Below are 24,657 nucleotides of genomic sequence, written 5' to 3'. Positions count from 1 at the left end.
CCTTGCAGGAAGAAATCACGCAGAAAACCCTTGCGCTTTGTGTGGAGGCCAGCAAAATGACCGCCCAGTTCTTGCAGCAGGCTATGAAGAAGGTGCTGGCGGATATGGAGAAGCACAAGAAAAATCCCCCACTCCGGCACGGCAAGCAGACGCTCCGGCAGCTTATGAAACACAACACCGGCGTTTCCAACATCGAGATCACGGATCAGAACATCCGGGCCTTTTCTTCCACGGCGAAGAAGTACGGCCTGGATTTTGCGTTGAAGAAGGACACCTCCGGGGAGCATACCCGTTACCTGGTGTTCTTCAAGGGCCGGGACGCCGATGTGATCACGGCGGCCTTCCGGGAGTTTTCCGCTAAAAACCTGAGCCGCGGGAAAGCCCCTTCCATCCGGCGCAAGCTGGAAAAGGCTCAGGAGCAGTCCAAAACGCAGCACAAGGAGCAGGAGCGCGGCGAAAAGGTCAAGACCAGAGAACGGAGCGTGGAGCGATGAAGGACAAACTCAAAAAATATCTTCTGCCAAACCTGCCGTATCTGTTCTTTGTGTATCTCTTTGATAAGCTCTGCCAGGCGGTGCGGCTGGCGCTGGGGCTTGACGCCTCGGAAAAGCTGCTGCATATCGGGCAGGGCTTTCAGACGGCCTTCGCCAGCTCCGCACCCAGCTTTCACGCGCTGGATATCTGCGTCGGCATCCTCGGCGCAGTCCTCGTCCGGCTGACGGTGTATGTCAAGGGCAAGAATGCGAAGAAATACCGCAAGGGTATTGAATACGGCTCTGCCCGCTGGGGCACGGCGGCGGATATCGCGCCCTACGTAGACCCCGTTCCCGATTGGAACATCCCTCTGACCAGGACGGAAAGCCTCACCATGACCAGCCGCCCGAAGCAGCCAAAGTATGCGAGAAACAAAAATATCCTCGTCATCGGCGGCTCCGGCAGCGGCAAGACGCGGTTCTTTGTCAAACCGTCTATCATGCAGATGCACAGCTCCTATGTCATCACCGATCCAAAAGGTTACAATATACCAAGATAGAAAAAGGTAGCGTTTTATCAACGCTAATTACATACAGAAGGGAGGCAAAACCGTGGCAAAGAAAGAAGAAATCAAAATCACAGCTCTATACGAGCGATTATCCAGAGACGATGAACAGGCTGGCGAATCGAACTCCATCCTAAATCAGAAAAAGTATCTCGAAGAATATGCCCGACAAAAGGGACTGAGAAATATCCGCCATTTCTATGACGATGGCTACTCAGGCACGAATTTCAACCGCCCCGGCTTTACCGCCCTGCTGGAAGAAATCGAAGCCGGACGGGTGGACACTCTGGTAGTAAAAGACCTTTCAAGGTTTGGCAGAAATTACCTGCAAGTCGGCTATTACACAGAGATTGTATTCCCGAAAAAGGGTGTTCGCTTTATCGCTATCAACAACAATGTGGATAGTGCCAATCCAACCGAAAATGACTTCACACCGTTTTTGAATATCATGAACGAGTGGTACGCCAAAGACACCAGCAACAAAATCAAGGCTGTCTTTAAGTCCAGAATGAAAGAGGGACTAAGGTGCAGCGGTGCTATCCCCTATGGCTACAAGCGTATCAACGGAGATAAGCAGACCCTTGTTGTGGATGAACCGGCTGCTGAAATCGTCAGAAAGGTGTTCCGTCTTGCCTGTCAAGGTATGGGCGTGACGGCGATTGCGGAACAACTGACCGAAGAAAAGGTGCTGATACCATCTGCATATACGGCAAAGTATTTCCCCGAAAATTGCAGAAACAGGAGCTTCAGCGACCCTTACCGTTGGAACGCAAATACGATTGGTCATATTCTGGACAGGCAGGAATATCTCGGTCATACCGTGTTGGGCAAATCCATCTGTGAGAACTTCAAGACAAAGCAACGCAGAGCCGCAACGCCGGAAGAACTGATGATATTCCCCGATACCCACGAAGCCATCATTGACCAAGACACATGGGACATTGCCCAGAAGCTCCGTGTTCGTGCAAAACCGAGAGCCGCAAACGGAACTTATTCCCACCGTTTGTCCGGCATGATCTATTGTGCGGATTGTGGTTCACGAATGGGATTCATCAGCCCCGAAGCAAGGCAAAGCGGAAAACATTATGATTCCGATTCTGCTTTTCAATGTGGCAATTATCGAAATCAGAACAATGAATGTGTTTCCCACTTCATTAAAACCTCTGCTCTGGAAGCGGCGATTTTGCAGGCAATCAAAGCGGTCAGCCAATATGTCATTGAGAACGAAGCAGAGTTTATTTCCCAGCTCAAGACCGTATGGAATGAGAGCAAATCCAAGTCAGCCAACAACGGACAGCAGGAAATTGACGAAGCCAAGAAACGAATGGCTGAACTGGATGCAAAGATACAGAAGCTCTATGACAGTGCCATCAGCGGTCTGTTGCCGGAGCGACAGGCACAGCGAATGATACAGCAGTACGATGAAGAACAGCTTATGCTGGAAAAACGAGTTGAGGAATTGCAGGGACAGATACAAGAGGAAGAAGTTGAGAAAATCGACACCAACCGCTTTATCGCCTTAGTCAACAAGTACCGAAACTGCGAGGAACTGACGGACACCATGCTCTATGCCTTTATTGACAGAGTGGAAGTCCACGAAGCCACAGGTGGTCGCACCGTTTACCGTCAGCAGAATATCGACATTTATTTCAACTTCATCGGCAACTACTATCCCCCTGTTGAAACTGTTTCCGAAGAAGAACGCATTGCCGCCATCGAAGCCGAGCAGTTGCGAAAGAAGCAGGAAAAGGCGAAACGAGCCGCAGAGGTTCAGAAACAGAAAAAAGCAGCATTGATGAAAGCTGTTGAAGCCGGAGACCCGGAAGCTATTGCTGAATATGAACGCAAACTTGCCTTGCAGCGTGAGCGAAACCACCGCAGACAGCAGAAAATCAAGGAAGCCAGAGAAGCCGACCCTGCCTATATCGCCCAAATGGAAGAAAAGGAACGCTTACAGCGAGAAAAGCTACTGGAAGCGGAACGCAAACGGACAGAACGAGCCAACAGGCAAAAGAAACTTTCCCGAAAGGAGCTGAAAGAAGCCGCCAAGACAGACCCGAAAGCCGCCGAGGAATGGCAAGCCTTGAAAGAAAAAGAAGCCGTAGCCAGACAGCGAAAAAAGGAGCGTGAGGAAGAACGCATGGCGGCAGACCCCGAATATGCCGCTATGATGGCAGAACGCAAGGCTGAATACACGAGGACAAGAACTGCCAAGCGACAGGCAGAGCGTGAAGCCCTTGTAGAGCTTGCCAAGACCGATGAAGAAGCAGCAAAGAAGCTGGCTGAAATGCGAAAGTATCAGAGCCAAGCTACTGTCAGAAGCTATCAGAAAATGAAAGCCGATGCAGAAGCCGGAGACCCCGATGCAATCAAACGCTATGAAACTACCCTTGCCAAACGCAGGGAAGAATATCACAGAAAGAAAGGTGCTTGAATATGGAACTGAATTTTATCAAATGTGGAGACTACTACATCCCCGACATCAAGCTGAAAAATCCGAATATCCGTCTTGGCAAGTGGGGACGGATGCGAAAGGAGTATCTGCGACTGGCTAATCCAGTCCTGTTCTCCGACATGGTGCTGAATGAAACTCTCTATGAGCATTGTGCGGAGATTGAGGAAACCGCCAAGAAGCGTATGGAAATCATCGTGCCACAGCTTGCAAAGGCATACGGCGTGACGGAGCAGCTCAAAGCCGAAAATCAAATCGAATGGGTTCGCCAGATGAACGCTTGTGTTGCACAGGCTGAGGAAGCCATCAAGGGCGAGCTGATTTACTGCTGAGAAAGGAGCGTGAATTTATGATTTTAGAAGCAATCTTCAATGGAGAGATTTATCCGGCAGAAACGGTAGTACCGAAATCAGAGAAGTTTCGGGAAGCAGGACAGGCAATCGCAGACATCATGCGATACTTTGAGCAGACATTGAGCAAAGAAGATTATGCGAAGCTGGATAAGCTCAATGACAATTTTGCAGACTGCCAGACTATGCAGACCGAGGAACATTTCAAGTATGGTTTTACAATGGGCGTTCTGCTGATGAAAGAGATATACGAACTGCCCGACTTTAAGTAAAAAAGTCAAGTGCAGAACCAACAATTTAATATCGTGAGCAAAGCGACAGGTATTTCTATTCTGAGTATCTGTCGCTTTTATTTTATCAACTATCAAGGAGGACTTTTGAATGAAAATGAACCTGAAGGAAATGAAAACCCTGTATACCTTTGGCTGTCCGAACCGTGAAGCAACGGTTGAGCGTTTGCGTTATGTAGCTGCCCTTACTCCTGATCCGGCGGCAAAGAAACTGTTCTATATGCTGTCGGTCAAGCTGAGTGACGAGAAGTGCGACAAATGGTATCGTCGTTTCTACTACAATCTGCGTTTGCAGATGCAGGAATACTACCAGCACAAGGCAGTCATTATGGATAGCTACTGGAATCATCACATGGAGAAAAGTTATGGCGAAGCTGACGAAGTATGAAAAAGAAACTATCATCCTCTTTAATGAGGGCGAGGACACAGCCAGTATCTACACCTACAATGCCAGCCTGCGAAAGCGACTGGCATTGTTCAGTAAAAAGCACCCCGATCTCTGCCGACTGGAAAAATCCCATGAGCAAGGCGGTGTGACTTATCTTCTGGACAAGTCCAGACTTTCTATCCGTCTGCAACCGCCGTACAGCGAGGAACGCAGACGAAAAGCAAGCGAGAACGCCAAGCAAAACGGTTTCAATAGCCAGATGGAATGATGTAGCATTTTGGGTTGATTTGCGGTCAAAATGTCGGGTCTGCACTTGATGTTTTCTTTGGCTGTTAGCTGAAAAATACAGATTATATGAGGTGTACAATGTTGAATTAGAAATACAGATATGATATACTTCGAGTAAGGACATAGTCCTGCAATTATAAATTATGTTCGGATGTCAATCTGGAATAGAACGAATTTTTAAGGAGCATCCAGAAGTGAAGCTATTTTTAGTCCATATGGCAGACGGAATTAGAGAAGATGGGTATTTACTGCCGTATAATGGAGATACCGGAGATAGATTATATGGAGTAAGAGAAAATGAATATGTAATTTGATAATGTGGAGGTAAAATTATGAATTCCAGAGAATTATTAAATGCGCTAAGTGTCGCTGAGCGTTTAAAAGATACGACAAGGCATTGCTATACATCGAAAGGAAGACACGAGAGTGTAGCAGAACATAGCTGGATGATGACGCTGATGGCTTTTTTTATGCGGGATGAGTTTCCAGATGTTGATATGGATAAAGTTATTCGTATGTGTATTATTCATGATTTGGGTGAATGCTTTACAGGAGACATTCCTACCTTTGATAAAAAGCAAGTGCATGAGGATATAGAAGAAAATTTACTATTTAACTGGATAGATACGTTACCGTCTTATTATGCAGAAGAAATGAAAGCTCTATATAATGAGATGACAGAAAGAAAAACTGTCGAAGCTAAGATATATAAAGCTATTGATAGCTTGGAAGCTTTAATTCAGCATAACGCTTCTGATTTATCTACATGGATTCCGAAAGAGTATAAATTAAATTTGACTTATGCAGATGACCGAGTGAGTTTTTCAGAATATCTTACTACATTACGACAAGCTATACGAGAGGATACACTTGCAAAGATAGAAAAATAGTTATAAGTATTGTCTAAGCCAAAGGCGATCAACCGTAAAAAGTTGGTCGCTTTTGTTTTATCCATTATTGCGAAAGGAGCTTGTCTATGAGTAAAGAAGAACTGGAAAAATTGGAGCGTGAGAAATATGTGGTCGAGCGAAAGCTGACCGCAGCCATGCACAAGGAAAAGCGATTGCAGAGCGAATTAAAGAGGTTGACCCGAAGTGAGCGAACCCACCGCCTTTGCACTCGTGCCGGAATGTTGGAAACCTTTTTGAAAGAGCCGACCACTCTGACCGATGATGATGTGATGGAGCTTTTGACTTTCATCTTTCACAGCGAAGCGGTTCAAAAGAAGTTGGATTTGCTGATTGCGAACCGAAAGGAATTGGGGCAGCCGAACGGGAGCTAAAAGACCCTTTTGGAAAAAGGGCGCAATTATACACCACCTAAAGGTTGTGCATTGCGTTCTGCCGAAAGCCCCTTGCAGGGAGCTGATGATTTCCGCAGTCTGCTCCAATCATACAGGGGAAGCTACACTTCCCCTGCGTTGGCTTTGCCAACTACCCCTTTGTGGACTTGCCGCCGGGAAACGATTGCAAGCAATCATTCCCCGACAGCAAGTTTATATTCCACCACCTGACCGCTGCTGAAAAGTATCGGTCATTTTTTTGCACCGAAAGGAGGTTCACACAAATTGCCAGTACCCCACTTCAATATCAAAATCACTCAGCGAAGCAAAGGCAACTCTGCGGTTGCCGGAGCTGCCTACCAAGCCGGAGAAAAGCTGTTTTCCGAGTATGACCAGAAAACCAAGAATTACACTTGCAAAAAAGAAGTGGTCTATACGGAAATCATGCTGCCCCCAAATGCTCCACCCGAATATGCAGACCGAGCAACCCTCTGGAACTCCGTTGAAGAAATCGAAAAGCAATGGAACTCACAGCTTGCAAGACGGTTTGTTGCCGCCCTGCCCAGAGAAGTCCCGATGGAGCTGTTACCGCAGATGGTCAAAGAATACTGCGAGGAACAGTTTGTTTCAAAGGGAATGTGTTGTGATTTCGCAATCCATGACCCCGATCCGCCGGGACACAATCCCCATTGCCATTTCATGCTGACCATGCGAGCCATTGATGAAAATGGAAAATGGATGCCTAAGAGCCGCAAGGTTTATGACCTTGACGAAAACGGCGAGCGTATCAAGCTCCCATCCGGCAGATGGAAAAGCCATAAGGAAGATACCGTTGACTGGAACGAACAGTACCATGCCGAGGAATGGCGGCATGGTTGGGAAATTGTTCAGAACAAATATCTGGAACTTGCCGGAAGTCCAGAACGGATTGATATGCGTTCCTATGAAAGACAGGGACTTGACATTATCCCGACAGTCCACATGGGAACGGCTGTCTCTGCGTTGGAGCGAAAAGGCATTGCCACCAACATCGGCAATCTCAACCGAGACATTAAAGCCGCCAACCGCATGATGAACGCTATCCGCAGCACTATCAAAAGTCTGCGTGACTGGATTGCTGACATTCTGGAAGCCACCAAAGAAGTCATTGCAGAAAATGAAGCGGAAAAGAAAAATGCTTCTCCGAACCTTGCCGTTCTACTGCGTGATTATCTGAATCTGCGAAAGGCAGAGCGTAGCGAATGGTCGAGATACGGACAGCAGAAAGGCACGACCGATGATTTGAAAACCATTTCCCAAGCGACCGTCTATCTACAACGGCATGAGCTTTTCACGCTGGAAGATTTGGACATTGCCCTGCAAGGGGTGAGTGAAAAGGCTACTGCCATTCGTGAAGATATGCAGAAAGCCGCTAACCGCATGAAAGCCATTACCGCCATTCAGACCGCCGTTGCTGATTGTGAAAAGCATAAAGCAGTCCATGACAAGTATATCAAAATCGGCTGGAAAATCCGAAAGGAAGCCTATGTCGAAAGTCATAAGGACGAGCTGACCGCTTTTAATAAGGCATACCGCATTCTGAAAAAGCTATGAGGACGAATTTGTAAAAGCGGTGATCGGTCATTCCCAGCAGGCGGAACAGACAGACCGCAAGCTGAAGGAAAAGGAACTGAAAACGCTCCTTGCCCGTGATGAAGAATTGGACGGCCTCTTTGAACGTATCTATGAGGATAATGTTTCCGGCAAACTCTCTGATGACCGCTTCGCAAAAATGTCCCGGCGGTATGAGGACGAGCAAAAGGAACTGTCGGAGAAAATAAAAAAGCTCCGCTCCGAAATAGAGAAGCAGAGCAGCCGTTCCAAGACAACGGATATGTTTATCGGTCTTGTCCGCAAGTACACCAGAGCGAGAAAACTGACGCCCAGGATGCTGAACGAACTGATTGAGAAGATCGAAGTGTTCAATGCTGAGAAGATCGACGGCGTATGGGAGCAGCGGCTTCGCATCCACTATAACTGCGTCGGAACGATTGAGATTCCAACGGTGCTGCCCCTGCCGATCCCGGAAGTGTCCGTAAATACAAGAAAAGGCGTAGTCGTCAACTACGCCCCCTGTGAACTCGCTGTATAAAAAGCGAGTGTTCTTACAGCCTTTCAAATGCTATAAGAACACTCGCCATGGCTCCGGGAGCAGGACGCAATATTAGAATGATGGGCTGTCTGCGGCGCAGGAGGGCCGTACAGATCCGTACACAAGGGGCGCAAACCGGCCTTGTGGTGACCAACGGCGTAATATCGTCTCCTGTACAGCAAAAAAATCACCCGCCCGCATCATCTATCGGACGCATCCGATAACCAATGATAACGGGCGGGCAACCTCAACCGTGACCTGCTGGACAACCTGCTGTATGACTTTTCTATGACCTCAGCTGCAACCTGCTGCGCAGCCTCCTGTACGACCTCCTCCGTAACCTCTGGAGCAACCTACTGCGTAACCTCTGCTACAACCTCCGGAGCGACATTAAGCAGCTCTCATTTTATGTGCAAATACTTCTTGATGACCTCGGCATGCTCTAACGCCAGATAGGGCTTTGCCGCCGTATAGTAGGTCTGCGCCATAGAGAGATTTCCTTGGAATCCCATGGCGAGGATCGCATACATGTTCAGTTCGCTATCCTTCGGATCGAAGCGCAGAGCATCAATGGCCGTCTTTTACGCCAGAATATAATCCTTGCACTCCATCTTCAGGCAGACATATCCCTTGGTAATCTGCAGGTACAGGGACTGATAGTACATGGACAACTGCATCAGCCACAGCTCATGTTCACATCTTGGGAGTAACTGTCCTTTATACATATCGACTGCGCTGTGGTAGAGGGAATGCCGCATATCCGGGTTTTCTTCTGTTTTCAACTGAATGCAGGCATCCTCAAAGCGGTCGAAATCCGTATGGATATTGAAGTTGGGATTGATCTGGAATGTACCATTCTTCCCGATGACCAGCTTGTCGAGCCCGATGACGGAAAGAGTACGCCGCAGGCGGTAAACGATATTATTGACGACCTTATATGGCGAATCGAGTTCGTCGTATGGACAGATGATCTCTGCCAGTGTGTCAACAGTGAAATTCTTTTTGTGGTTCAGAATGAGATATGCCAGAAGCAGGTAGCACTGGTCCGCCTTGATATCCTCTCCAGTCAGTGTTCCCTTGGGGCTGATGATCTCCATACCTCCAAAGAAATTGATATGGACATCCTCCGGATTGTATTTGGAGGCTTTTGTTGCTGCCAACAGGGACTGCTGCTGTTTGATTTCGTTGAGTTCCACAACCACTGCATAGGAGGCGATGAATAGGAAAACCGGGTCATCCGTGTAGCGGGTCGGATCGTCCACGGCAATGAATCCCTGATTAATCCGTTTGGAGAATGGTGCCGCCAGCAGTGTAGTCACCCCATACTCCCGAAAGAAGGCTGCCTCATCTGGATAGACTTTCTCTAATCTCTGCAAGTCAGAAATCACGACCGGTTTATTGGCCCGAAGTGCTTTCCTCCATCTCGGGGACTTCTCCATGGGCAGGCACTGGAGCATATCCCTTTGCGCCGGCACACCATCTTTGCACCATTCGTAGGTAATGACGCCGATTCCCAGATCCCAGTCAGCTTCCACCACAGAGGCTCTTGATGCGCCATAAAACTCAGCTGCACCTTTCAGAAGGCCACTGATGATAGCGTCTGAATCCTCGGTGTTTCGCAGACTGGCCTCCAACACGCTCATCCCACGGTGGAATGCACTGCATTCCAAAAATGGTGTGTTTTCCTGCATGATTTCGTTGCTCATGGATACGCCTCCTTTGATCTGTAAAAAAATACAGAGACTGTCCAATGTAACTCGGGCAGCCTCTGCTGTGAGCCGCACAGTATGGCTGAGCGGTTATGTACTATACGATTGTCTTGATGAATGCAGCAAGCGCCTCGCGCTGATCCTCCTTGAGAGCCGCAACACTATCATCTAATTCACTCTTGGTGTTAGGTGAATTTGCCGTATCGTTCTCCGTAAAGAACTGCGCCAGTGTAATCCCGCAAGCGTCACAAATCGCATTTACCGTTGGCAGGGATGGTTGATTATTTCTTTTGAAGATATTGCTGATCGTTGTCTGCGACAGGCCGGATTCCTGCGCTAATCGATAAATAGTCCATCCACGCTCGACCATCAGCTGCCGGATTCGGTTTTGTGCATTGAACATATATACCACCTACTATGTCATTAGTTTACACCTCATTTGATTATCCTTGTAGAACTCATCAGTATGGTATATGGTAATTAAATGATGTGTACTTTGTGGTGATATACTATGCAATTCCGGCGTATTACCCAGAGTTAGAACTGCAAATTGTTTTTCTCTCAGGTTTCAATGCAAATCACCTCTATAAAGCAAAATCCCGCAAGGCATGGATTATACACCGATGCCTTGCGGTTTCTCTGTACTTACAAATATGTTATTTCAGGGAATGGTCACTCACGGGTCAGCCGACGAATATTGCCGATGATGAGCATTAAGTCATCGTCATTCAGCTTTCGCAATTCTTCAATGGCCGTTTGCAGGAGTGCGGGATTTTCTTCGGATTCATCGAAGAATTGGCTTGGTGTAATATCAAAATAGTTGCAGATTTGAAGAAACTCTGCCATAGGTGGCAACGATTTGCCAGAGGATATGTTATAAACATAGCTTCTGCTATGCCCGAGATCATAACTCATTTGATATTCAGAGACACCCTTTTTTAATCTCAGCTGAGTAATTCGATCACGCACGAATTGTGTTTGTTTATAGCGTATCAAAAATGTTTTAACCCGCATTGCATTGCAACAAAAAAACGAGTGCCACGGGCACTCGTTCAGGCGTCGCTTCTTTTCGTGAAGTATCTAACTTGAGGATAGCTCACATGTTGCTTTCGACTCCGACTATCAGCCAACATCTACATGAGGATAGAAATTGCAGCGGCTTTTGAAAAGAATATTGCTTTTTCCTGTCTAAAGCGTTATAATCGGTATATACCGAAAACAAAGGGGGCGTGTTCATGCCAAGACCGCCACGGTGCCGTCGGATTTGTGGAGCACCACAGGTCGATACATTCTGCCCCAACGGGTGCAAGGATACCGAGCCGATCCTGCTGACGCTGGACGAATACGAGGTCATTCGGTTGGTTGACCTGGAGCGGCAAACCCACGAGCAGTGTGCCGCGCAAATGGACATTTCACGCTCTACCGTGCAGGAGATTTACGAAAGCGCACGGCGCAAGATCGCAGCGTGCCTTGTCCACGGGAAACCGCTGCACATCACCGGGGGAAACTACCGCATCTGCGGAGGGCAGGAGGCGACCCGCTGCGGCCGCTGCGGCCGGATGCAGAGAGCCAACACAGAAAAATCCAACAAAAAATGCAAAGGAGATTCCATTATGAAAATTGCAGTCACCTATGAAAACGGTCAAATTTTTCAGCATTTCGGCCACACCGAACAGTTCAAGCTTTATGAAGCAGCGGACGGCAAAGTCATCCATGCGGAAGTTGTTGATACCAACGGCAGCGGTCACGGCGCACTGGCAGGTTTCCTGATGCAGCACGGTGTGGACACTTTGATTTGCGGAGGCATCGGCAGCGGTGCGCAGGCGGCTCTGGCCGAAGCGGGCATCAAGCTCTACGGCGGTGTCAGCGGGGACGCTGACGCAGCGGTGAGCGCATTGCTCAGCGGAAATCTGGGCTACGATCCCAATGTTCACTGTGACCACCATGACCATGCGCACGGCGAAGCTGGTCACACCTGCGGTGACCACGGCTGCGGCAAGCATAGCTGCCACTGATATGGAACGCACACTGACACAACTTCCGTTCTGGTCATCCTTGACCGAACATGAAATGGAAACGCTACGCCGAAGTGCCTTTGTCCGTCATTATGAAAGGGGTGCATTCGTACGCAGCAGCGACAACGAATGTCTTGGAATGCTGTTCGTCCTTTCCGGCGAGATTCGCACCTATCTTCTCTCCGAGGAGGGGCGGGAGGTAACGCTGTTCCGCCTGTATCCGGGCGAATTATGCGTGCTTTCTGCCTCCTGTGTAATCAGTCAGATCACCTTTGATACGCAAATGACCGCGGGAATGGATACGGAGGTTCTGGTTATCCCCGCAAATGTCATTGCTGCGCTCAAGGGGAAAAATCTATATGTCCGCTGCTTCCTCTATGAGTTGGCAACGAAGCGGTTCTCTGATGTGATGTGGGCGATGCAGCAGATCATGTTCAAGGGTTTGGATCGGCGGCTGGCAGAATTTCTTCTTGCCGAAGCGGAGCGTACCGGCTCCGATACCATACGCATGACCCATGAGCGGATCGCCCAGCACATCAGCTCGGCGCGGGAGGCGGTGGCACGGATGCTCAAAAGCTTCTCGGAGGACGGACTGGTGGAGCTAAGACGAGGCGCAATCACGCTGCGGGATACAGGCGGATTGAATCACTTAAAATGAAAATATTGTTTTTAACACGAATCCGTATTATAATGTGAGCAGAAAAAACTGAAAGGAGCATCGACCATGAAAGAAACAAAATACGCAGGTACTCAAACCGAAAAAACCTGATGACTGCCTTTGCCGGTGAGTCCGAGGCACGCAACAAGTACACCTATTTTGCATCCAAGGCCAAGAAGGAAGGCTACGAGCAGATCGCGGCGTTGTTCCTCAAAACCGCTGATAATGAGAAGGAACACGCCAAGCTGTGGTTCAAAGAGCTGAACGGCATTGGCGACACTGCTGAAAATCTTCTCGCCGCCGCTGAGGGCGAGAACTACGAGTGGACGGATATGTACGACGGCTTTGCCAAAACCGCCGATGAGGAAGGTTTCCATGAACTGGCCCAGCGTTTCCGCCTGGTAGCCACCATTGAAAAGCACCATGAGGAGCGCTACCGTGCCCTGCTGCACAATGTGGAGATGGCGGAGGTCTTCGCCAAGAGCGAGGTCAAGGTGTGGGAGTGCCGCAACTGCGGTCACATCGTCGTGGGCGAGAAGGCCCCGGAGGTCTGCCCGACCTGCAACCATCCCCAGAGCTACTTTGAAATTCACGCGGAAAACTATTAAAGAGAAAAGGAGAACGAATCATGGAGCAGAAGTTTTACATTTGCAAGCATTGCGGCAACATCATTGCCAAGGTCAAGGACACGGGCGTTCCCGTCATCTGTTGCGGTGAGCCGATGAGCGAGATCATCCCCGGCACCACCGACGCCGCCGTGGAGAAGCACGTCCCGGTCTGGACTGTGGAAAACGGCATCGTCCATGTCAAGGTCGGCTCCGTGGAGCATCCCATGCTGCCGGAGCACTACATCGAGTGGGTGTCCCTCCACACCAAGCAGGGCAACCAGCGTAAGGAACTGCATCCCGGCGAAAAGCCGGAGGTCTGCTTCGCTCTCTGCGAGGGCGACGAGGTCGAGGCGGTCTACGCCTACTGCAACCTCCACAGTCTGTGGAAAGCGTGATCGTTCCGCGCATGGTATCTTAGAACCGACATAGAGAACTGAATGTCATGTATTGCAGGCAGGAGGCAAACAAGTCATGAAAGCACATAAATATTGGTCAATCGGAGCGGTAATTACCATGTTTGGAACTTTTTGCACTGGATATAAAGGCTCAAAAACAACGCATAAGTACCTTGCGCTTAGTTCCTTGATCTGCATGGTTATGGCAGTATATACGGGTCATAAAATGATTTCAGGGAATAAGAAAACAAAGAGAGTAAAACAAGCGGAAGCTGTGGATATTCTTTGAGTAAGATAGGAATCGTTATTGTTTCTGATGACGATAAAGTCGGGCTAATGTTGTGTGCGAAATAAAAAACATCAAAGGAGAATTTCATTATGAAATATGTATGTGATGTGTGTGGTTGGGAATACGATGAAGAAAAGGGCTATCCGGAAGGCGGCATTGCACCGGGTACAAAATGGAAGGATATTCCGGATGATTTTGAATGCCCCTTATGTTCAGTTGGCAAAGATCAGTTTTCTGCGGCTGAGTAAAGAAGTACAACAGGACCTATAAATAAAGAGCTGTGAAGCGGTATCTTACATACTGCTTCACAGCTCTTTTGGGTTTGTACAAAAATTTCCGTAATGTGACCTCGTCACAGAAAAATGCTTTGCCATGCGGTATGATAAAGCCACGATAAAGAAAGAGGTGGCGAACATGAAAATCAAGCTCAATCCCGATCAGGAGATTGTCAATACCATCCGGGAAGGACTCAAGCGCACCGGCGGATACTGTCCCTGCCGCAGAGAACGCACAGAGGCAACCAAATGTATGTGCCAGGAGTTTAAGGATCAAATTGCAGATCCGGGCTTTGAGGGATTCTGCCACTGTATGCTCTATTACAAATCCTTGCAGGATTAAGGGAGGAACACTATGCTGTCAAAGAAACTGGCTTCCATAGATAAGACGCGGTGCGTCGCCTGCGGCGTGTGTGAAAATACCTGTCCACTGGGGGCTGTCAAGGTGCGCCGCGGCTGCTACGCCGCCGTGGAGGCGGAACGATGCGTAGGATGCGGCAAGTGCGCAAAGCTCTGCCCCGTCGGCTGCATTGAGGTGAAAGTGAGGGCTGACGCATGAAAGCAAAGCATTGGTACGATTACCTGTGGGTATATGCCATCATCTATTTTGCACTTGGCTTTTTCAACATCCTGTTTGCATGGCTGGGCATGATTGATTTTCTTCTGCCGCTGTTCTTAGCTATCTTTGGCGGGAACAAATTCTTTTGCAACCACCTCTGCGGACGGGGTCAACTGTTCAGCAAGCTGGGGACAGACCTGAAATGCTCCCGCTGCAAGCCCACGCCCCGCTGGATGTCCTCCAAGTGGTTCCGCTACGGCTTTTTGATCTTTTTCCTGACGATGTTCGGCAACATGGTGTTCCAGACCTATCTGGTCGCTGCTGGTGCTGCGTCCCTGCGGGAGGCCATTAAGCTGTTCTGGACCTTCCGTGTGCCGTGGGGCTGGACTTACACAGCCGGGACGGTCGCTGATTGGGTGGCGCAGTTCAGCTTTGGCTTTTATAGCCTCATGCTGACCTCTCTGCTGCTGGGTCTGATCGTTATGGTGCTCTACAAGCCCCGCACATGGTGTGCGTTTTGCCCGATGGGAACCATGACGCAGGGCATTTGCAAGCTGAAAAACAAAGAATAAACAAAGATAACAGAAAGGAGCCGTTCTCATGGCTGAACTGAAAATTACTGCTGCGAATTTTGAAAACGAGGTACTGCGTTCCGACAAGCCCGTCCTGCTGGATTTCTACGCGGACTGGTGCGGACCATGCAAAATGCTCGCTCCCGTGCTCCACGAGATCGCTGAGGAAAGCACCGGTGCCCTCAAGGTGGGCAAGGTCAATGTGGACGAGCAGATGGAGCTGGCAATGCGTTTTCAGGTATCCAGCATCCCGATGCTGGTCGTATTCAAGGACGGGAAAGCCGTGGCCAAATCGGTGGGCTATCGGCCTAAGCCGGAGATCACCGCCATGGTGGAGGGCGCAAGATGAAAGTTGTGATCGTAGGCGGTGTGGCGGGCGGTGCTTCTGCCGCCGCCCGCATCCGCCGTTTGGATGAACACGCCCAGATCATCATGATCGAGCGCAGCGGCTACGTATCCTACGCCAACTGCGGCCTGCCGTATTATGTGGGCGGTGTGATCGTGGATCGGGAAGAACTGACGCTCCAAACTCCGGAGAGCTTCTGGGACCGCTTTCGCATGGATGTGCGGGTACGGCAGGAAGTAACTGCGATCAATCCCGCTGAGAAGACCGTTACCGTCCATGCACTGGACAGCGGGAAAATCTATACGGAAACCTATGACAAACTGCTCCTTGCCCCCGGCGCAAAGCCGACAGTTCCTGCGCTTTCCGGCGTCAGCAGTGAGCGTGTTTTCACGCTGCGCACCGTGGAGGATACCCTCCGCATTCGGCGCTTTGTAGAGGATCAGAAGCCGAAAACCGCTGTTTTGGCTGGCGGCGGCTTTATCGGTCTGGAAATGGCGGAGAACCTTGTGGAGATGGGCGTTTCCGTCACCATCGTTCAGCGACCCAAGCAGCTATTAGCACCACTGGATGCGGATATGGCGAGCTTTGTCCATGCGGAAATGCGCAGACACGGCGTGGCTCTGCGGTTGGGTGAAACCGTCACCGGATTCCGGCAGGACGGAGATTCCGTGCTGACCCTGTTGGAAGAAAGTGAGCCACTGCGCTCCGACATGGTGCTGCTGGCCATCGGCGTCACGCCGGACACCCATCTGGCAAAAGAAGCCGGACTCAGGCTTGGTATTCGTGGCAGCATCGCTGTCAACGAGCGGATGGAAACCTCCGTGCCGGACATCTACGCTGTGGGCGATGCTGTGGAGGTCACCCATTTCGTGACCGGCCAGAAAGCGTTGATCTCGCTGGCAGGGCCTGCCAACAAGCAGGGACGAATTGCTGCTGATAATATTTGCGGCGGAAGCAGCCGCTTTACCGGCTCTCAGGGCTCGTCTGTTCTGAAGCTGTTTGGCTTGACAGCGGCCTCTACGGGGATCAATGAGAAGGTAGCGCAGACAGCAGGGATCGCTTACGACAAAGTCGTATTGTTCCCAGCATCCCACGCTGCCTATTATCCCGGCGCACAGTCTATGGCAATGAAGGTGCTGTATGAAAAAGAAAGCCTGCGGCTGCTGGGTGCGCAGATCGTTGGCGGCGAGGGCGTGGACAAGCGCATTGATGTACTGGCAACGACCATTCGCACAAAAATGACAGCTTTGGAACTGACGGAGCTCGATCTTTCCTATGCGCCGCCCTATTCCTCTGCCAAGGATCCGGTCAATATGGCCGGTTTTATGATCGAGGATTTGGAGAGCGAGAAAGTGCGGCAGTTCCATTGGAATGAGGTTGAGGAGTTGCCTTGCGATGGCAGTGCGACGCTGCTGGACGTCCGCACGGCGTGGGAGTATCAGCGGGGCCATCTGGATGGCTTTCGGAATATTCCCTTGGACGATCTGCGGGAGCACTTGGACGAGTTAGACCGGGACAAGCCTGTCTATGTGAATTGCCAGACAGGGCTTCGCAGTTATCTGGCCTGCCGGCTTTTGACGCAGTATGGTTTTACCTGTGCCCATCTCTCCAGCGGATACAGCTTTTATCAGGTCGTAACAAAAGAGCAGCAGACAGCGCGGAGCGCCTATCCCTGCGGAATGGAGAAGCTATGAGTGAAAATCTATTTGGCTTGACGGTTGCGGCGGATAAAGGCTTGGATGATCTGCAATGCCAGCGCCTTTTAAGCGAAAATCGCAGGTATCAGGAAGTCATGCTGCAATACCGCTGCGCACTGAAAGCACTTGAAAGCAGGTTGGAAATTCTGAACGAAGAGTTTTCATTGCAGCATGACCGCAATCCGATAGAAAGTATGAAAAGCCGCTTGAAGTCGCCGTCCAGCATTATGAATAAGATGCAGAAGCGCGGACTTTCTCTGGATTTTCCGACCATGCAGGCAAATATCATGGATGTTGCCGGCGTGCGTGTGATCTGCTCTTTCGAGGAGGATGTGTTCTTTTTGGCAAAGTGCTTAAAAGATCAGTCCGACATTGAAATCATCACAGAGAAAGATTATATTTCACACCCTAAGCCAAATGGCTATCGCAGTCTGCACCTGACGATCCGGTTGCCGGTATTCTTTGCGGAAAAAGAGATCCATGTGCCGGTGGAGATACAACTCCGTACAATCGCCATGGACTTCTGGGCAAGCCTTGAGCATACCATCCGCTATAAGAAAAACGTGCCGATAAATGCTGAAGTCGAAACTGAACTGAAAGAGTGCGCCGATTCCAGCAGAGAGTGGGATGGTAAGATGGAACATTTACTGCATATCATAACATAATGGGTCGAATAAAAGTGACAAGTACGCTCTTTGTTGCTTGTTTCGTGTGTACAGCTTGGGCTTGTCGGGGCTCACAGCGGTCGTCCGCCTTGGGTGGGTGATCGCTGAGAGCCCCAACCGATTTCTCTGTTTTCTGGTTTTCAGTCATAGTCTTTTCTGCTTTCGGCGGGCTGCCACGGCACAGCTTTTTCGGCTTCTATAATTGGAAGGAACATGGCTTTTCGCTGAATGGAAAGCGAAGCTGATCCGGGCTGGGGCGGTCTGTGTAAAAGCGATATTTTTTTGGAAATTATCTTGACAAAATTTATCAAGATTGATATGATGGCAATAACAAGCAAGCGAAAAGAGGATGCGGAGCATGATCATCACCAAAGAGACGGACTACGCACTGCGCATTTTGCGGGTGCTGCTGGACGGGGAGAAGCATTCGGTGGCCGAGATGTCGGAAACGGAATTGATCCCCAATCAGTTTGCCTACCAGATCCTGCGCAAGCTCTCCGCCGGCAATTTGGTGCGGGTGAGCCGTGGCGCTCTCGGCGGCTGCGAACTGTCCTGCGACCTGGATGCGACCTCCCTCTACGATCTCATGGGGGTCATGGGGGAACGGGGCGTCCTGTGCGCCTGCATGGAGCCGGGATTTGAGTGCCGCTGGCAGGACGAGCACGGGCGGTGCGCCATCCACTATCAGCTGGCGGCCTTGCAGCGAAAGCAGGACGAGGCGTTCCGCGCCGTGAGCCTGCGCAGGCTGCTGACCGGCGGATCCGATCCCCAAGATACAAGCGAGCTGTAAAATTTTAAGAGGAGGTACCCGTATGCTGTTTCAAACCACGGCGGCGCACGAAGAGCTGCGCGCGAAGATCCGGAGCTTTGCGGAGGAGGAGATCAAGCCCCTCGCATTTCTGATGGATCAGAACAATGAGTTTCCCGAGGAGGCTGTCAAGAAGCTGGGCAAGCTGGGCTGGATGGGCATCCCCTACCCCAAGGAGTACGGCGGCGCCGGTCTGGACGCCCTGAGCTACGCCATCGCGGTGGAGGAACTGGCCCGTGTGGACGGCGGCGCGGGCGTCATCCTCTCCGCCCACGTCTCCCTCGGCTCATGGCCTATTTTCGCCTACGGCACCGAGGAGCAGAAGAAGAAGTATCTGATCCCGCTGGCCAAGGGCGAGAAGATCGGCGCCTTCGGTCTCACGGAGCCCAACGCCGGATCCGACGCCGGCGGCACGGAGACCACGGCGCTGGATAAGGGGGATTACTACCTCCTCAACGGCGGCAAGATCTTCATTACCAACGCCCCTAAGGCGGACACCTATGTGGTTTTCGCCGTCACCACGCCGGACATCGGCACCCGGGGCATCTCCGCTTTCATCGTGGAGAAGGGCTGGAAGGGCTTTGCGTTCGGCGACCACTATGACAAGATGGGTATTCGCTCCTCCTCCACGGCGGAGCTGATCTTCAACGACGTGAAGGTCCCCAAGGAAAACCTGTTGGGCAAGGAGGGCGAGGGCTTCAAGATTGCCATGTCCACGCTGGACGGCGGACGCATCGGCATCGCCGCGCAGGCGCTGGGCATCGCCCAGGGCGCGTTTGAGCACGCGTTGAGCTATTCCAAGGAGCGTATTCAGTTCGGCAAGCCCATCGCGGCCCAGCAGAGCATCGCCTTCAAGCTAGCGGATATGGCCACCAAGCTGCGCTGCGCCCGGTTCCTCATCTACTCCGCGGCGGAGCTGAAGGAGCAGCACGCACCTTACGGCATGGAGTCCGCCATGGCGAAGATGTACGCCTCGGACATCGCGCTGGAGGTCACCAACGATGCCTTGCAGATCCACGGCGGCAGCGGCTTCCTCAAGGGCATGGAGGTGGAACGGGCCTACCGCGACGCCAAGATCACCACCATCTACGAGGGCACTAACGAGATCCAGCGGGTGGTCATCGCCTCTCATCTGGTGGGCAGACTGGGCAAGAGCTCCGGCGGCGAGAGCCGTTCGGCGGCCAAAAAGCCTGCGCCCATCACCGGCATCCGCAAAAAGACCATCTTCCGGGAGGGGGACGCCGCCCAGCAGGTGGCCGACCTTGTGGCAGCACTGAAGAAGGACGGCCACGACTTCTCCGTGGGCATCCCCATGGATACGCCCATCCCGCAGGCGGAGCGGGTGGTCTCCGCGGGCAAGGGCATCGGGGAGAAAAAGAACATGAAACTGGTAGAGTCGCTGGCAAAGGCCGCCGGCGCGGCCATCGGCTCCTCCCGTCCCGTGGCGGAGACCCTCAAGTATCTGCCGCTGAACCGCTATGTGGGTATGTCCGGGCAGAAGTTTACCGGCAATCTGTACATCGCCTGCGGCATCTCCGGCGCGTCCCAGCACCTCAAGGGTATCAAGGATGCCTCCACCATCGTGGCCATCAATAAGAACGGTAACGCGCCTATCTTCAAGAACTGCGACTACGGCATCGTGGGCGATGTGATGGAGATTTTGCCCTTGCTCACCGCCGCACTGGACAGCGGCGAGAAGCAGCCCGCGCCGCCGATGGCGAAGATGAAGCGTCCTACGCCGCCCAAGCCCACGCCCATCGGCGACACCTATGTGTGCGGCGGATGCGGCTACGAGTATGTGCCGGAGCTGGGCGACGAGGACGGCGAGATCGCGCCGGGTACGCTCTTTGAGCAGCTTCCCGCCGAGTGGGTGTGTCCCGAGTGCGCGGAGACGAAGGATCAATTTATAAAGGCTTGAGCCGTGAAGGAGGTAAGATAAGATGTATTGCGTGCGTAAAGTAACGAACGACCTCTACTGGGTGGGCGCCAACGACCATCGCCTGGCCCTGTTTGAAAACTGCTTTCCCATTCCCCGGGGCGTAAGCTACAACGCCTACTGCCTGATGGACGAAAAGACGGTGCTCTTTGACACGGTGGACTGGTCTGCCTGCCGCCAGCTTTTGGAAAATCTGGCGTATGTGCTGGATGGCCGCGAGCTGGATTATCTGCTGGTCAACCATCTGGAGCCGGATCACGCCGCCTGCATTGAGGAGATCCTACTGCGCCATCCCAAAGTGAAGCTGATCTCCAACGAGAAGGCCTTCATGCTCATGCGGCAGTTCGGTTTCCATGTGGACGGGCATGAGTGCATCGAGGTGAAGGAGGGCGACACCTTCTCCTTCGGCAAGCACACCGTCACCTTTGTGGGCGCGCCTATGGTCCACTGGCCGGAGGCCATGGTGACCCTTGACGTCACCGACGGCGTCCTCTTTTCCGCCGACGCCTTCGGCACCTTCGGCGCGCTGGACGGCAAGCTGTTCGCCGACGAGGTGGACTTCGAGCGGGACTGGCTGGACGACGCCCGCCGCTACCTCACCAATATCGTGGGCAAGTACGGCCCCCACATCCAACTCCTGCTGAAAAAGGCCGGCGGCGTTTTGAATCAGATCAAGTACATCTGCCCGCTCCACGGCCCCGTGTGGCGCAAGGATCTGGGCTGGTTCATCGAAAAGTACGACACATGGAGCCGCTATGCCCCTGAGACCCAGGGCGTGCTCATCGTCTACGCCTCTATGTACGGCAACACGGAGAACGCGGCGCAGGCGCTGGCGGCGTCGCTCTGCGATAAGGGCATGAGCAAGGTGGCGATGTACGATGTGTCCTCCACTCATGTCTCCCAGCTGATCTCCGAGGCGTTTAAGTACAGCCACATTGTTCTGGCCTCTGTGACCTACAACCTCGGCATCTATCCCGCCATGCACGATTTCCTCATGGATATGAAGGCACTGAATCTGCAAAACCGCACCTTTGCCATCATTGAAAACGGCTCATGGGCGGTGAAGTCCGGTGACCTCATGCAGAAATTCGTCAACGATGAGCTTAAGAACATGACGGTGCTCAACGAGCGGCTCAGCCTCGCCTCGTCCATGGGCACGGACAAGCGCACTGAGCTGGAAGCACTGGCGGACGCCATTCTGGAATCTATGAAGTAACTGGCAGGAAAGCCAAAACCAAGACAACAGATAACAAACAGCCCCGCCGTGTCGGCTGCAGAAAAACCGGCTTTCAAAAACAGAGCGGGCAAGCGTGATACTGCGCTTGCCCGCTCTTTGCCCAAAAGGACATGAGAAGTGACCGGAGAAGATGAGAGGATCGAAATGGAGATCAGAAAACGAAACGGGAAGTCTGTTCCCTTTCAACAGGAGAAAATTTTCAACGCCATGAAGAAAGCGTTTGATGGACAGGGGTTGGAGATCGGGAGCAGAGAACTGAATGATATCCTCGCCGCCGTTCTCGACAACCTCGCCGCCGCAGCGCCGCTCACCGTGGAGCGTGTGCAGGACGAGGTGGAGCGGACGCTCATGGAGCGCGGACACTATGAGGTGGCCAAGGCGTACATCCTCTATCGCGAAAAGCGGTCTGCGCTGCGCCGCGTCCGGCATACCATCGCGCAGACGGTGGGGGATAACTCGCTTGACGAGGTGCTGCGCCGTATCCAGATGGATTTTACCGAGGAAATCTACTCCCTCGCGGCGCTTCAAATGAAGTTTGAGAGCTTCTGTCGCCCGGGCATGACGGAGGATGAGCGGGCTGAGGCACTGACCAAGGCAGCGGTAGAGCTGACTACGGCAGAGGCACCCAAGTGGGAGTTCATCGCGGCGCGGCTTCTGAACCACTCCTTTCGCTGTCGCAACGCACAGGAATGGGAGGGGCGCGGCATCGGCGACCTCTATGGCAGGCTTCGCTATCTGACGGATAAGGGACTCTACGGTGACTATATTCTTGCCCACTATACCCACGAGGAGATCGCCATGGCGGAGGACTTTCTCTGCCCGGAACGGGACGAGCTGTTCACCTACTCCGGCCTTGACCTGCTGCTCAAACGCTATGTGATCCAGTCACGCAGCCGCGTGCCGCTGGAAACACCGCAGGAGATGTTTTTGGGTATCGCGCTGCATCTTGCTATGAACGAAGGCTCTGACCGCATGGGGTGGGTAAAACGCTTTTACGATATGCTCAGCCGTATGGAGGTCACGATGGCGACACCTACCATGTCCAACGCACGAAAGCCCTACCATCAGCTTTCAAGCTGCTTTGTGGACACTGTGCCGGACAGTCTGGACGGCATCTACCGCTCGCTGGACAACTTCGCAAAGGTCTCTAAATTCGGCGGTGGAATGGGAATGTACTTCGGTAAGGTGCGCGCTGCAGGCAGCACCATCCGCGGCTTTCAAGGGGCGGCGGGCGGTGTTATCCGCTGGATCCGGCTGGTCAACGACACCGCCGTGGCGGTGGATCAGTTGGGGATGCGGCAGGGCGCTGTGGCGGTTTACTTAGACGCATGGCACCGGGATCTGCCGGAATTCCTTCAACTGCGCACTAACAACGGCGACGACCGCATGAAGGCGCATGATGTGTTTCCCGCCGTGTGCTATCCGGATCTCTTCTGGCGACTGGCGGAGGAGAACATAGACGCGCCGTGGCATCTCATGTGTCCGCATGAGATCCTCACGGTCAAGGGCTACGCGCTGGAGGATTACTGGGGTACGGAATGGGAGAAGCGGTATCTGGACTGCGTCAATGACCCGCGCATCGAAAAGCGCAGCGTCACCGTCAAGGACATCGTGCGGCTGGTGCTTCGCTCGGCAGTGGAGACCGGCACGCCCTTCGCCTTCAACCGCGACAGCGTAAATCGTATGAACCCAAACGGCCACACGGGAATGATCTATTGCTCCAATCTCTGCACGGAGATCGCACAGAACATGGCGCCCATCGAGCATATCAGCACTGAGGTGCACACGGAGAACGGCGACACAGTGGTGGTGACGGCTACACGCCCAGGTGAGTTTGTGGTCTGCAACCTGGCGAGTCTGTCTCTCGGTAATCTGCCGGTGGAGGACGAGGCCTATATGGAACGCACGGTGGAAACGGCCATCCGCGCACTGGATAATGTGATCGACCTCAACTTCTACCCGTTGGAATACGCGCGGCTTACCAATCAGAAGTACCGCAGCATCGGTCTGGGCGTCAGCGGCTACCACCACATGCTGGCAAAGCGCGGCATCCGCTGGGAGAGCGATGAGCACCTTGCCTTCACCGACGCAGTGTTCGAGCTCATCAACTACGCCGCCGTCAAGGCGGACACAGCACTGGCACGGGAAAAGGGTCATTACACGCTCTTTGAGGGCAGCGACTGGCAGACGGGCGCGTATTTTGAAAAGCGGGGTTATACCTCCGAAAAGTGGCAGGCGCTTGCGAAAACGGTGGCGGTGCAGGGAATGCGCAACGCCTATCTGCTGGCGGTCGCACCGACCTCCAGCACATCTATCCTCTCCGGCACGTCGGCGGGCATCGACCCAATTATGAAGAAATTCTTCTTAGAGGAGAAAAAGGGCAGCATGCTGCCCCGCGTTGCCCCTGAGCTTTCTATGGATACATGGTGGTACTATAAGGCGGCGCATCTGATCGACCAAAGCTGGTCGGTACGGGCCGCAGGCGTGCGCCAGCGGCACATCGATCAGGCTCAGAGCATGAACCTGTATATCACCAACGACTACACCATGCGGCAGGTACTGGCGCTGTATCTGGATGCGTGGCGCAGCGGCGTCAAGACGATCTACTACATCCGCAGCAAGTCCCTTGAGGTCGAGGACTGCGAAAGCTGCTCGTCATAAGGAGGAT

At 52.2% G+C, this 24,657-nt stretch carries 29 protein-coding genes and 3 pseudogenes; 28 read left to right on the top strand and 4 right to left on the bottom strand.

What is annotated here, in order from left to right; translation table 11 throughout:
- The first annotated feature begins 2 nt into the window (after positions 1–2).
- From KJS28_RS08080 to KJS28_RS08025, 12 genes and pseudogenes are all read left to right on the top strand, one after another.
- Entirely contained in the window at positions 3–494 is a 492-nt protein-coding gene (locus KJS28_RS08080; protein ID WP_213540488.1) for a PcfB family protein, read from the top strand.
- A pseudogene (locus tag KJS28_RS08075) lies at positions 491–1,015 on the top strand (type IV secretory system conjugative DNA transfer family protein); the annotation flags it as partial. The gene KJS28_RS08080 and the pseudogene KJS28_RS08075, both read left to right, overlap by 4 nt.
- A 70-nt stretch (positions 1,016–1,085) precedes the next feature.
- Positions 1,086–3,473 (top strand): recombinase family protein, encoded by a 2,388-nt coding sequence (locus tag KJS28_RS08070; RefSeq protein WP_004612921.1) that lies wholly within the window; start codon positions 1,086–1,088, stop codon positions 3,471–3,473.
- Between the two features lie 2 nt (positions 3,474–3,475).
- Positions 3,476–3,823: a TnpV protein gene (locus KJS28_RS08065; protein WP_004612920.1), complete on the top strand. Its 348-nt coding sequence runs from the start codon at positions 3,476–3,478 to the stop codon at positions 3,821–3,823.
- Between the two features lie 17 nt (positions 3,824–3,840).
- Positions 3,841–4,113, top strand: coding sequence for a DUF6809 family protein (locus KJS28_RS08060; RefSeq protein WP_004612919.1), 273 nt, complete (start codon positions 3,841–3,843; stop codon positions 4,111–4,113).
- A gap of 109 nt (positions 4,114–4,222) precedes the next feature.
- Positions 4,223–4,519: a hypothetical protein gene (locus KJS28_RS08055; protein WP_004612918.1), complete on the top strand. Its 297-nt coding sequence runs from the start codon at positions 4,223–4,225 to the stop codon at positions 4,517–4,519.
- Positions 4,497–4,787, top strand: coding sequence for a hypothetical protein (locus tag KJS28_RS08050; RefSeq protein ID WP_004612917.1), 291 nt, complete (start codon positions 4,497–4,499; stop codon positions 4,785–4,787). The genes KJS28_RS08055 and KJS28_RS08050 overlap by 23 nt, the downstream gene beginning before the upstream one ends.
- Positions 4,788–4,950: 163 nt before the next feature.
- A complete protein-coding gene (locus KJS28_RS08045; RefSeq protein ID WP_118563586.1) occupies positions 4,951–5,121 on the top strand; it encodes a uracil phosphoribosyltransferase in 171 nt (56 codons plus the stop codon).
- Between the two features lie 18 nt (positions 5,122–5,139).
- Positions 5,140–5,697 (top strand): HD domain-containing protein, encoded by a 558-nt coding sequence (locus KJS28_RS08040; protein ID WP_004612915.1) that lies wholly within the window; start codon positions 5,140–5,142, stop codon positions 5,695–5,697.
- A gap of 86 nt (positions 5,698–5,783) precedes the next feature.
- Positions 5,784–6,089, top strand: coding sequence for a DUF3847 domain-containing protein (locus KJS28_RS08035; RefSeq protein ID WP_004612914.1), 306 nt, complete (start codon positions 5,784–5,786; stop codon positions 6,087–6,089).
- Positions 6,090–6,374: 285 nt separating this feature from the next.
- A pseudogene (gene mobQ, locus KJS28_RS08030) lies at positions 6,375–7,490 on the top strand (MobQ family relaxase); the annotation flags it as partial.
- 211 nt (positions 7,491–7,701) lie between these two features.
- Positions 7,702–8,220, top strand: a complete 519-nt coding sequence (locus tag KJS28_RS08025) for a DUF4368 domain-containing protein (protein WP_228298358.1) — start codon at positions 7,702–7,704, stop codon at positions 8,218–8,220.
- Between the two features lie 401 nt (positions 8,221–8,621).
- Here KJS28_RS08025 and KJS28_RS12655 read toward each other — a convergent pair whose 3' ends face one another.
- The 4 genes from KJS28_RS12655 to KJS28_RS08010 form a co-directional block, all read right to left on the bottom strand.
- The gene (locus KJS28_RS12655) at positions 8,622–8,750 is read right to left on the bottom strand and encodes a hypothetical protein (RefSeq protein WP_267873534.1); all 129 of its coding nucleotides are present in this window, start codon (positions 8,748–8,750) and stop codon (positions 8,622–8,624) included.
- A 51-nt stretch (positions 8,751–8,801) separates the two neighbouring features.
- Positions 8,802–9,926 (bottom strand): AfsR/SARP family transcriptional regulator, encoded by a 1,125-nt coding sequence (locus KJS28_RS08020; RefSeq protein WP_213540486.1) that lies wholly within the window; start codon positions 9,924–9,926, stop codon positions 8,802–8,804.
- Positions 9,927–10,026: 100 nt separating this feature from the next.
- On the bottom strand, positions 10,027–10,332 hold the full coding sequence (locus KJS28_RS08015) for a helix-turn-helix domain-containing protein (protein ID WP_213540485.1): 306 nt from the start codon (positions 10,330–10,332) through the stop codon (positions 10,027–10,029).
- A gap of 269 nt (positions 10,333–10,601) precedes the next feature.
- Complete coding sequence (locus tag KJS28_RS08010) at positions 10,602–10,943, bottom strand: helix-turn-helix domain-containing protein (RefSeq protein WP_213540484.1); 342 nt, start codon at positions 10,941–10,943, stop codon at positions 10,602–10,604.
- 221 nt (positions 10,944–11,164) lie between these two features.
- Between KJS28_RS08010 and KJS28_RS08005 the strand changes: the two genes are divergently transcribed.
- From KJS28_RS08005 to KJS28_RS07930, 16 genes and pseudogenes are all read left to right on the top strand, one after another.
- Positions 11,165–11,944, top strand: a complete 780-nt coding sequence (locus KJS28_RS08005; RefSeq protein WP_213540483.1) for a DUF134 domain-containing protein — start codon at positions 11,165–11,167, stop codon at positions 11,942–11,944.
- 1 nt (position 11,945) lies between these two features.
- The gene (locus tag KJS28_RS08000; RefSeq protein WP_213540482.1) at positions 11,946–12,602 is read left to right on the top strand and encodes a Crp/Fnr family transcriptional regulator; all 657 of its coding nucleotides are present in this window, start codon (positions 11,946–11,948) and stop codon (positions 12,600–12,602) included.
- 66 nt (positions 12,603–12,668) lie between these two features.
- A pseudogene (rbr, locus tag KJS28_RS07995) lies at positions 12,669–13,210 on the top strand (rubrerythrin).
- Positions 13,211–13,230: 20 nt separating this feature from the next.
- Entirely contained in the window at positions 13,231–13,605 is a 375-nt protein-coding gene (locus KJS28_RS07990) for a desulfoferrodoxin family protein (protein WP_033120174.1), read from the top strand.
- A 76-nt stretch (positions 13,606–13,681) separates the two neighbouring features.
- A complete protein-coding gene (locus KJS28_RS07985; RefSeq protein WP_107000761.1) occupies positions 13,682–13,894 on the top strand; it encodes a DUF6219 family protein in 213 nt (70 codons plus the stop codon).
- 89 nt (positions 13,895–13,983) lie between these two features.
- The gene (locus KJS28_RS07980) at positions 13,984–14,142 is read left to right on the top strand and encodes a rubredoxin (RefSeq protein WP_118601949.1); all 159 of its coding nucleotides are present in this window, start codon (positions 13,984–13,986) and stop codon (positions 14,140–14,142) included.
- 124 nt (positions 14,143–14,266) lie between these two features.
- On the top strand, positions 14,267–14,512 hold the full coding sequence (locus KJS28_RS07975; protein WP_213540480.1) for a ferredoxin-thioredoxin reductase catalytic domain-containing protein: 246 nt from the start codon (positions 14,267–14,269) through the stop codon (positions 14,510–14,512).
- A gap of 12 nt (positions 14,513–14,524) precedes the next feature.
- The gene (locus tag KJS28_RS07970; RefSeq protein ID WP_213540479.1) at positions 14,525–14,728 is read left to right on the top strand and encodes a 4Fe-4S binding protein; all 204 of its coding nucleotides are present in this window, start codon (positions 14,525–14,527) and stop codon (positions 14,726–14,728) included.
- A complete protein-coding gene (locus KJS28_RS07965) occupies positions 14,725–15,300 on the top strand; it encodes a 4Fe-4S binding protein (RefSeq protein WP_213540478.1) in 576 nt (191 codons plus the stop codon). Before KJS28_RS07970 ends, KJS28_RS07965 begins: the two co-directional genes overlap by 4 nt.
- Positions 15,301–15,328: 28 nt before the next feature.
- On the top strand, positions 15,329–15,649 hold the full coding sequence (gene trxA / locus KJS28_RS07960; RefSeq protein WP_213540477.1) for a thioredoxin: 321 nt from the start codon (positions 15,329–15,331) through the stop codon (positions 15,647–15,649).
- Positions 15,646–17,340: an FAD-dependent oxidoreductase gene (locus tag KJS28_RS07955; protein ID WP_213540476.1), complete on the top strand. Its 1,695-nt coding sequence runs from the start codon at positions 15,646–15,648 to the stop codon at positions 17,338–17,340. The genes trxA and KJS28_RS07955 overlap by 4 nt, the downstream gene beginning before the upstream one ends.
- Complete coding sequence (locus KJS28_RS07950) at positions 17,337–18,008, top strand: GTP pyrophosphokinase (RefSeq protein WP_213540475.1); 672 nt, start codon at positions 17,337–17,339, stop codon at positions 18,006–18,008. The genes KJS28_RS07955 and KJS28_RS07950 overlap by 4 nt, the downstream gene beginning before the upstream one ends.
- Before the next feature lie 358 nt (positions 18,009–18,366).
- The gene (locus KJS28_RS07945; RefSeq protein ID WP_228298357.1) at positions 18,367–18,798 is read left to right on the top strand and encodes an RrF2 family transcriptional regulator; all 432 of its coding nucleotides are present in this window, start codon (positions 18,367–18,369) and stop codon (positions 18,796–18,798) included.
- A gap of 22 nt (positions 18,799–18,820) precedes the next feature.
- Complete coding sequence (locus tag KJS28_RS07940) at positions 18,821–20,734, top strand: acyl-CoA dehydrogenase family protein (RefSeq protein WP_213540473.1); 1,914 nt, start codon at positions 18,821–18,823, stop codon at positions 20,732–20,734.
- A gap of 22 nt (positions 20,735–20,756) precedes the next feature.
- On the top strand, positions 20,757–21,968 hold the full coding sequence (locus KJS28_RS07935) for an FprA family A-type flavoprotein (RefSeq protein WP_213540472.1): 1,212 nt from the start codon (positions 20,757–20,759) through the stop codon (positions 21,966–21,968).
- 165 nt (positions 21,969–22,133) lie between these two features.
- Positions 22,134–24,650 (top strand): ribonucleoside-diphosphate reductase subunit alpha, encoded by a 2,517-nt coding sequence (locus KJS28_RS07930; RefSeq protein ID WP_213540471.1) that lies wholly within the window; start codon positions 22,134–22,136, stop codon positions 24,648–24,650.
- Positions 24,651–24,657 lie beyond the last annotated feature (7 nt).

It is taken from the genome of Vescimonas coprocola (assembly GCF_018408575.1).
GTDB classification, from domain to species: domain Bacteria; phylum Bacillota; class Clostridia; order Oscillospirales; family Oscillospiraceae; genus Vescimonas; species Vescimonas coprocola.
The sequence above is the reverse complement of the archived record's forward strand: the minus strand, read 5'-3'. Positions and strand labels throughout refer to the sequence as shown.